Raw genomic sequence first — 7,362 nt, 5'->3', positions numbered from 1 at the left:
GATTGGAGTTATTATGATTATATTATTCAAAAACCAGGATGTCGCATACTGCACTAAGTATCTATCTTTCAAGTGAGAAGTGATAATGTTAATCTTCGCAATGTTATGTCTAACTCACCATCCATAACGGTCCCTGGCTATTCCGGTTCCTCTTTATATCCATATATCCGGGTATTTGCACTTGAAATCCAACAGACCGATCTGATAATCAGGAGGGATCATCATGCTGCAGATCTTATCACTCCTTCTGGTGCTCATATTGTTCGTTTATACTCCTGTGGAGCACTCACTGAAATCAATCGAAATAATAAAACCGGTTGGATAATCCGGGTCGCAGATCCTACCGGAGTTTTAGTAATCAGCATCAGATCCCGCAGTCAGGATCTGGTAACGGTCCTCAATGCTATAACTCCCCCTGCATTTGTATCAGTCACCGTGGTAATTGAGATTGATACCTCACCAGGAAGCTCCGGGTATCGACTAGTACTTGAGACTATTCATTCCTCTGATCGGAAGGCCCGGGATCAATGGATTCTCAAGACATCACAGTGTACCATTGACCGGTTGCAACGCCTTTACAAATTGCTTTCAGAAGAATCACCAAGCGAAGAAGAGCGAAGGTTCATGAGCCGGTATAAAATATCTTCACGACAACTACAGGTTTTGGCCGGTGTTGTGGATCGGGCATTAGAACAGGTCCGGGCTCCAGTAGAACATCAAGAATCCGGAACCGATATAGATACTCATGGTAAGGATGATGTAACTGAACAGGTCATGGAACTTGTCAGACAACACTCCGGGCCACGGGGAATATCTGTTCAAGAACTGACCGGTATAGCAAAAAAAACTGGTTTGTCTGAAACCCTTTTGATAGATACGATTCGTGTGCTCATTGCAGAAGATGAATTGTATCAACCATCTTCCGGATTTGTGAAGATCCTCTGATTCCTGAACCTCATGGAGATCGAATATTTTGCTGCAGGCCCGGCGTTAATGGTCACCGGTGAACAGCGGATATTAGTTGTCGCAGATATTCACATGGGGATTGAGTCTGATCTTAGGATTCATGGGGTTCACCTACAGAGCAGGGGTGCGGAGCGGACTTCTCGGTTACTGGAACTGGTAAAAGATTCCACTCCTGATATCATCCTGATGTTGGGTGATGTCAAGCACCGGGTTCCTGGTACCTCATGGCAGGAGTTTCGGGAATTACCTTCGCTTTTTTCTGAACTGAGACAACATACTACCATTCGGGTTACTCCGGGAAACCATGATCCCGGGATTGAGGAGTTTTTAAAACCTGAAGAACTTCTTCCCAAAGAAGGTTCACTCCTTGATAATCTCGGGGTACTGCATGGACATACACGCCCTGATCCCTCTCTTGCTGGTCATCTGATCCTTGCCGGGCATCATCATCCTGTTGTGTCCCTTGCTGATGAGGTGGGTATTGCCCTCCGGTCTCCCTGTTATGTTCTTGCTGAATTACGATCAGAAATATTTGATACTCCTGAAACAGATGAAACAACAAGGCTTCTGATGGTTCCGGCATTTAATGAATTTTCAGGATATGGAATTGAGAAGACGTTTCGATCTCCGTTCTCTCCTCTTTCACGTGCGGTGGTGATTGAGACCGCTGAATGTCTTCTTGCTGATGGTACCTATGGAGGGGATCTCTCCTCGTTGATCCGGTATGAGCGTCAAGACTGTACTTGATCCTCGTATCTCCGCATGTATAGCGGATCGTGGATTTGAAGAATTTTCTGAGGTTCAGGAACGTGCGATACCACGGGTTATCGCCGGAGAACATCTCCTTTTGATTGCTCCGACCGGTACCGGGAAAACAGAGAGTGCCATGATTCCGGTCTTTAACCAGATGCTTAGTTCAGGAGCAGGGTCAGGAAAAGGATTTACCACCCTTTATATTACACCGCTTCGATCGTTGAATCGTGATATCCTCCATCGTATGGAATGGTGGTGTAACCGGCTTGGCTTTACCGTGGGGGTCAGGCACGGGGATACAACCCAGAGTGAACGGAGGAAACAGACCCTCTCACCCCCTGATCTTCTGGTGACAACACCTGAAACCCTCCAGGCTATTTACATGGGTCGTCGACTTCGTGAGCATCTTAAACAGGTCAGGTTTGTGATCCTCGACGAGATTCATGATCTGGCCGGTACCAAACGGGGTGCACAGATGAGCATTGCCCTTGAGCGTTTGGTCAGATATGCAGGTGAGTTTCAACGGATAGGTCTCTCTGCTACGGTCGGTAATCCTGAAGAAGTTGCAAGGTTCATGACCGGGATACGTCCGTTTACGATTGTTGAAGTTCCGGTTACCAAACATATTGCCATCACGGTGGAATTGACCGGAGACCGATTTGAGGATCAGGTTCGACTGATCAGGCACCATCTCAAAGAAGGGCCTCCAACATTAATTTTTGTTAATACCCGGGCAACTGCCGAATCACTCGGATTGAATCTGATAAAAGATGGGGGAATTGATGTTCATCATGGTTCCCTTTCCCGTGATGTGAGAATAGAGGCTGAAGAACGGTTCAAACGGGGTGACATCAGGGCTCTTATCTGTACCTCTTCAATGGAACTCGGGATTGATATCGGTCATGTGGATCATGTGATCCAGTTTGGATCTCCACGTGAAGTGAGCAGACTCGTACAACGGGTAGGGAGGGCAGGTCATCAGATTGGTAGAGTATCACGGGGAACAATAATTGCGAGCGGGTTTGATGACCTTGCTGAGTCACTGGTGATCACAAAGCGAGCAATTGCCGGGGAGGTGGAAGAAGTTGTTCCAACCTACCAGGCTGGTGATGTCATTGCCAACCAGATTGCGGCGATGTCAGTTGAATATGGCGAGATACCTACTGATGATATCATCACCGTTCTTTCAGGTTCAGCGGTCTGTCCCGATGCTGCATCAATAGTTCCCATGGTGATAACTCAGCTGAGTGAACACTATATCATACGAAAGGATGGAGTAAGAGTAATTACCACTGGCCGTGCCCGCAAATATCTTTCTAATAATCTCTCGATGATCCCTGATGAACGAAAGTTTCCGATCTACGACATGGTATCCAGGAGAACCGTCGGATCGCTTGATGAATCATTTGTGGTTACCTACCTCCACACCGGGGCGGTTTTTATTGCCCGGGGGCATCTCTGGCGGGTGCTTGAGATGGAAGAAGGAAAGATCACCGTCGAACCTGCCAAGACTGCTGAAGGGGAACTTCCTTCCTGGGAAGGAGAACAGATTCCGGTCCCGTTTGAAGTTGCCAGAGAAGTGGGAACACTCAGGAGAACGCGTCTGTTTTGTGATTACTCCTCCGATCCAGTAGTAATCCGTTATGCAGAAGCATACCTGGAAGCGGTAGAAACCAACCGTGGAATCGTTCCTACTGATGATATCATCACACTCGAACAAATTCCTGAAGGGGTGGTAATTAATCTGTGTGCTGGTCACCAGACCAATGAAGTGTTCGGGAGAGTAATTTCGATTCTGATATCTGCACGATGGGGGACTACCGTTGGTATCGAACTTGATGCATACCGAATCCTCCTTCGTCTTCCGAGGGAAGTGGTTGCAGGGGATGTGCTGGAGATTATTGCTGGACTTGAGCCAGGGCATCTTCGTGCCATATTAGAAGTTGCATTAAAACGGACTTCACTTTTCAGATGGAAACTTGTACAGATAGCCAAGAAGTTTGGTGCCATTGACGCTGATGCGGATTATGAGCGGCTGAGCATGCACCGGCTTAGTGAACTTCTTTCGATGCCGGCTATCCAGGCAGAAACATACCGTGAACTATTCTCACGGTATATGGATGTTATCCATGCCTCCGAAATTGTTGCCAGCATCAGGAATGAGAGGATTCAACTGGTCATTGGTCCGCCAAGTATGATTGGGGCATCCGGCATATTCTCTCATCGTGACCAGATTCCTCCACCTACTGCAGATCAGGCTGTCCTTGCTACGATCAAACACCGGTTGGCAAAACAGGAGGTAATTCTTGCTTGCATGAACTGTAGAAAATGGAAGATCAGAACTGTAGTCGATCGTGTTCCAGATTCCCCTGTATGTGGTAATTGTCAGGCGAAACTCATTGCAGCCCTTAAACCGTATGAAGAAGAACAGTATGGTTTGGCAAATAAAAAAACCAAAAATGCACAGGAGAAGGAGATAGAACGCAGACTCATAAAAAATGCAAATATTGTTCTTTCAAGTGGGAAGAAAGCAGTACTTGTCCTCGCTGCGAAAGGTGTCGGTCCTGATACGGCATCACGAATCCTGGCAACCTGGACAGAAGGAGATTCCCTGTACCGGGAAATACTCAAAGCAGAGAGAAATTTTATCAGAACCCACCGGTTCTGGCAATAACAAAAAACCGGGGTAACCCGGGTTACATAATGCTGCCGAGTTTCTGTTCCAGAAGCGCAAGTCCACACTTGATATCTTCTATGGTTTTTCCGCCGGTCAGGATGATCTTACCGGAAGAGAAGAGTAATGCCACTATTTTTGGGTCTGCAATCCGGTATACCAGGCCTGGAAATTGTTCCGGTTCATATTCTATATTTTCCAGACTCAATGTCATGACAACTTTATTGAGATTAATCGTGCTCCCGATATCGTATGAACAGACAATGTTAGTAACGGAAACACGTGGTTCGTCGTAACAGGCAATTCCTACTTCTTTCATTTTGCCGATGATAAGTTTCAGGCCTGTCTCAAGTGAAGGTGTATCTCTGATACCGGTAAGAACCACTTTTCCTGATGAAAATATGAGGAAGGCGATCTTGGGGTTTTGCATCCTATATACTGCCCCTGGAAAACGCTTGGAATTGAGTTCACAATTCTCGATGTTATTTGAAATCACCTGAAGATCAATAGAATCTGCGATAGCTCCTGAAGCGACAATATTTTCAATCTTCAGGGATTCGTATTGTTTCTCTTCCATTGCAAATATGGTGGGATCTTCCCTGTCATAATACTAATGGAGATTCGTCCTGAACAAAGGCATATCGGGCAGATTTTCATTCAGAATCGCATTTCATATATAAAGTGTCAATTTAAACTTCTCATACTTCATACCTGATAAGAACTTTGTACGTCATCCTGATAGTATCTTAACTCTTCTTTACTAACCTATGATCAGATATGAAGCAGGAGATTCCACACCGGATGACCTCATATGAGGATACGGTTCGTGATTTTACCATTGATGTTCCTGAATTCTATAATTTTGGATTTGATGTCATCGATCACTGGGCTGAGATTGACCGTAATAAACTGGCAATGATATGGGTCAACCAGGAAGGAGTAGAAAAAAAATATACCTTCCGTGATCTGCGAAACCTCTCGGTAGAAGCAGCCAATATCCTTATCAAATACGGGGTCAAGAAAGGTGACCATGTCATGCTTATGCTCCACCGTGTTCCGGAATGGTGGATCTTTGTTATTGCCCTCATTAAACTGGGTGCTGTTGTCTGTCCGTCACCAACGATGCTTACCCCTAAAGATCTCCAGTACCGGGTTAATGCCGGCAAGTTCAGTCTGCTGATTACTGATGTTGAGAATTCAGATAAAGTTGAGAAGATATGTCGGTTCTGCCCCTCTCTCAAACACCGGATGCTTATCGATGGTGAACTGCCCAACTGGATCAGTTACCAGTATGAATTATTATATCCTGCTCCTGTTTCACGTTCTGCGATCAGCATGCCATTCCAGCAAAAAACGCATTCTTCAGATCCGATGCTCATCTATTTTACCTCTGGAACAACCGGTGAACCGAAGATGGTGTTACATAATCACGGGTATCCGCTGGGTCATATTGTTACTGCCCGACTCTGGCAGGATCTCAACTCCAATGATCTTCACTTCACCTCTTCAGATACCGGATGGGCTAAATGTGCCTGGGGAAAAATCTTCGGTCAGTGGATCGAAGGAGCCTGTTTATTTATCTATGATGCCAGGGGTAAATTCAAAGCAACCGAACTACTTCCTCTGATTGAAAAGTATGAGATCACTACTTTCTGTTGTCCGCCTACCATCTATCGGATGCTGATCATCGCTGATCTTGCCAGGTATGATCTGAGATCCCTGCGTCACTGCGTATCTGCGGGCGAACCCCTGAATCCCGAAGTCATTCGGATCTGGAAGGAAGAGACCGGCCTTCCTATCTATGAGGGATATGGTCAGAGCGAGACTTGTGCCTGCATTGCAACCTTCCCTTGTATCACTCATAAACCAGGTTCGATGGGAAAACCCTCTCCCGGGTGGAAGATAGAACTCCATGATGATGATGGCAACCAGGTAGAGCCGGGTATTGAGGGGAGGATAGCAATAAGTCTTAATCCACGTCCGGTAGGGCTGGTGACTGAGTATCTTGATAATCCTGAAGCAAATGCCGAATCATTTCAAAACGGATATTATTACACCGGGGACAAGGCCTACATGGATGATGACGGATATTTCTGGTTTGTCGGCAGGAATGATGATGTCATCAAAAGTTCCGGGTACCGAATCGGTCCCTTTGAAGTGGAAAGTGCGCTTCAGGAGCATGTGTCAGTACAGGAATCTGCTGTTGTCGGATCTCCTGATCCACTCAGAGGGATGCTTGTTAAAGCGTTCATTGTGCTTAAACCCGGATATGAACCATCAGATCAGTTAACACGTGAGATTCAGAAACATGTCAAGCGGGTCACTGCTCCGTACAAATATCCGCGGTTGATCGAGTATATGGAAGAACTCCCCAAAACTCTGTCCGGGAAGATTAAACGGGCAGAACTTCGTGAACGGGAGATGCAGCGATATAAACAATCACAATAATCCTGAATCAGGAATTATCAGATTTAGTTCTGATAATTCAAAAGTTATAATTACGGGTAACACACACCTGTTAAGGCGCGAAGATCGTTGAATCAGGTCTAAAAAGATAGGTTCATGGAATCCAGGCAGGTTATGGATATCTGTTAGTCAAATCCATGACAAGTGTTAGTAACTATTGTGTGCGAGGGTATCCGAGCCAGGTCAAAGGAGCTAGGTTCAGGGCCTAGTCGTGCAGACGTTCGAGGGTTCAAATCCCTTCCCTCGCATTTTTATTGAAATTATAATATTCTAGCAATAACGCATTTTACATTGTATGCCAGATATTACCGTAATGGGTCTGCTGGCCTGTTTTTTGGAGCAAGATTTCAAAAAGGTCAAAATGAAAAATACATTTGCCTTACGCGATCAGACAAATTTAAAAAAAAGTAAAAATCAGATGTATTTATTTCGTTTCAACCAATCACGCTGAGGGGGTGTGTATCGGTATGAAATATCGCACTTATCATCCTGAAAACTCCAAG

General features: G+C 45.6%; 5 protein-coding genes and 1 tRNA gene. 5 read left to right on the top strand and 1 reads right to left on the bottom strand.

What is annotated here, in order from left to right:
• The first annotated feature begins 105 nt into the window (after positions 1–105).
• From LUQ50_RS01965 to LUQ50_RS01955, 3 genes are read left to right on the top strand one after another with little or no spacing between them, the layout of a single operon-like run.
• On the top strand, positions 106–945 hold the full coding sequence (locus tag LUQ50_RS01965; protein ID WP_300035385.1) for a hypothetical protein: 840 nt from the start codon (positions 106–108) through the stop codon (positions 943–945).
• 12 nt (positions 946–957) lie between these two features.
• Entirely contained in the window at positions 958–1,713 is a 756-nt protein-coding gene (locus LUQ50_RS01960; protein ID WP_300035382.1) for a metallophosphoesterase, read from the top strand.
• Positions 1,691–4,393: a DEAD/DEAH box helicase gene (locus LUQ50_RS01955; protein WP_300035379.1), complete on the top strand. Its 2,703-nt coding sequence runs from the start codon at positions 1,691–1,693 to the stop codon at positions 4,391–4,393. The genes LUQ50_RS01960 and LUQ50_RS01955 overlap by 23 nt, the downstream gene beginning before the upstream one ends.
• Positions 4,394–4,415: 22 nt before the next feature.
• On the opposite strand, the gene LUQ50_RS01950 is transcribed toward LUQ50_RS01955, so the two are convergent.
• Positions 4,416–4,970, bottom strand: coding sequence for a TATA-box-binding protein (locus tag LUQ50_RS01950; RefSeq protein ID WP_300035376.1), 555 nt, complete (start codon positions 4,968–4,970; stop codon positions 4,416–4,418).
• 200 nt (positions 4,971–5,170) lie between these two features.
• Between LUQ50_RS01950 and LUQ50_RS01945 the strand changes: the two genes are divergently transcribed.
• Together LUQ50_RS01945 and LUQ50_RS01940 are read left to right on the top strand one after the other, a co-directional pair.
• Entirely contained in the window at positions 5,171–6,841 is a 1,671-nt protein-coding gene (locus LUQ50_RS01945; protein ID WP_300035374.1) for an AMP-binding protein, read from the top strand.
• A gap of 181 nt (positions 6,842–7,022) precedes the next feature.
• Positions 7,023–7,107 (top strand) — tRNA-Leu (locus LUQ50_RS01940).
• Positions 7,108–7,362 lie beyond the last annotated feature (255 nt).

Source organism: Methanospirillum sp. (assembly GCF_028679455.1).
Lineage (GTDB): Archaea > Halobacteriota > Methanomicrobia > Methanomicrobiales > Methanospirillaceae > Methanospirillum.
The sequence above is the reverse complement of the archived record's forward strand: the minus strand, read 5'-3'. Positions and strand labels throughout refer to the sequence as shown.

What these genes read in the sequence shown, in the direction of transcription:
- LUQ50_RS01965 (WP_300035385.1), top strand. Translation starts at nt 106, where the DNA reads ATGTCTAACTCACCATCCATAACGGTCCCTGGCTATTCCGGTTCCTCT.
- LUQ50_RS01960 (WP_300035382.1), top strand. Translation starts at nt 958, where the DNA reads ATGGAGATCGAATATTTTGCTGCAGGCCCGGCGTTAATGGTCACCGGT.
- LUQ50_RS01955 (WP_300035379.1), top strand. Translation starts at nt 1,691, where the DNA reads ATGAGCGTCAAGACTGTACTTGATCCTCGTATCTCCGCATGTATAGCG.
- LUQ50_RS01950 (WP_300035376.1), bottom strand. Translation starts at nt 4,970, where the DNA reads ATGGAAGAGAAACAATACGAATCCCTGAAGATTGAAAATATTGTCGCT.
- LUQ50_RS01945 (WP_300035374.1), top strand. Translation starts at nt 5,171, where the DNA reads ATGAAGCAGGAGATTCCACACCGGATGACCTCATATGAGGATACGGTT.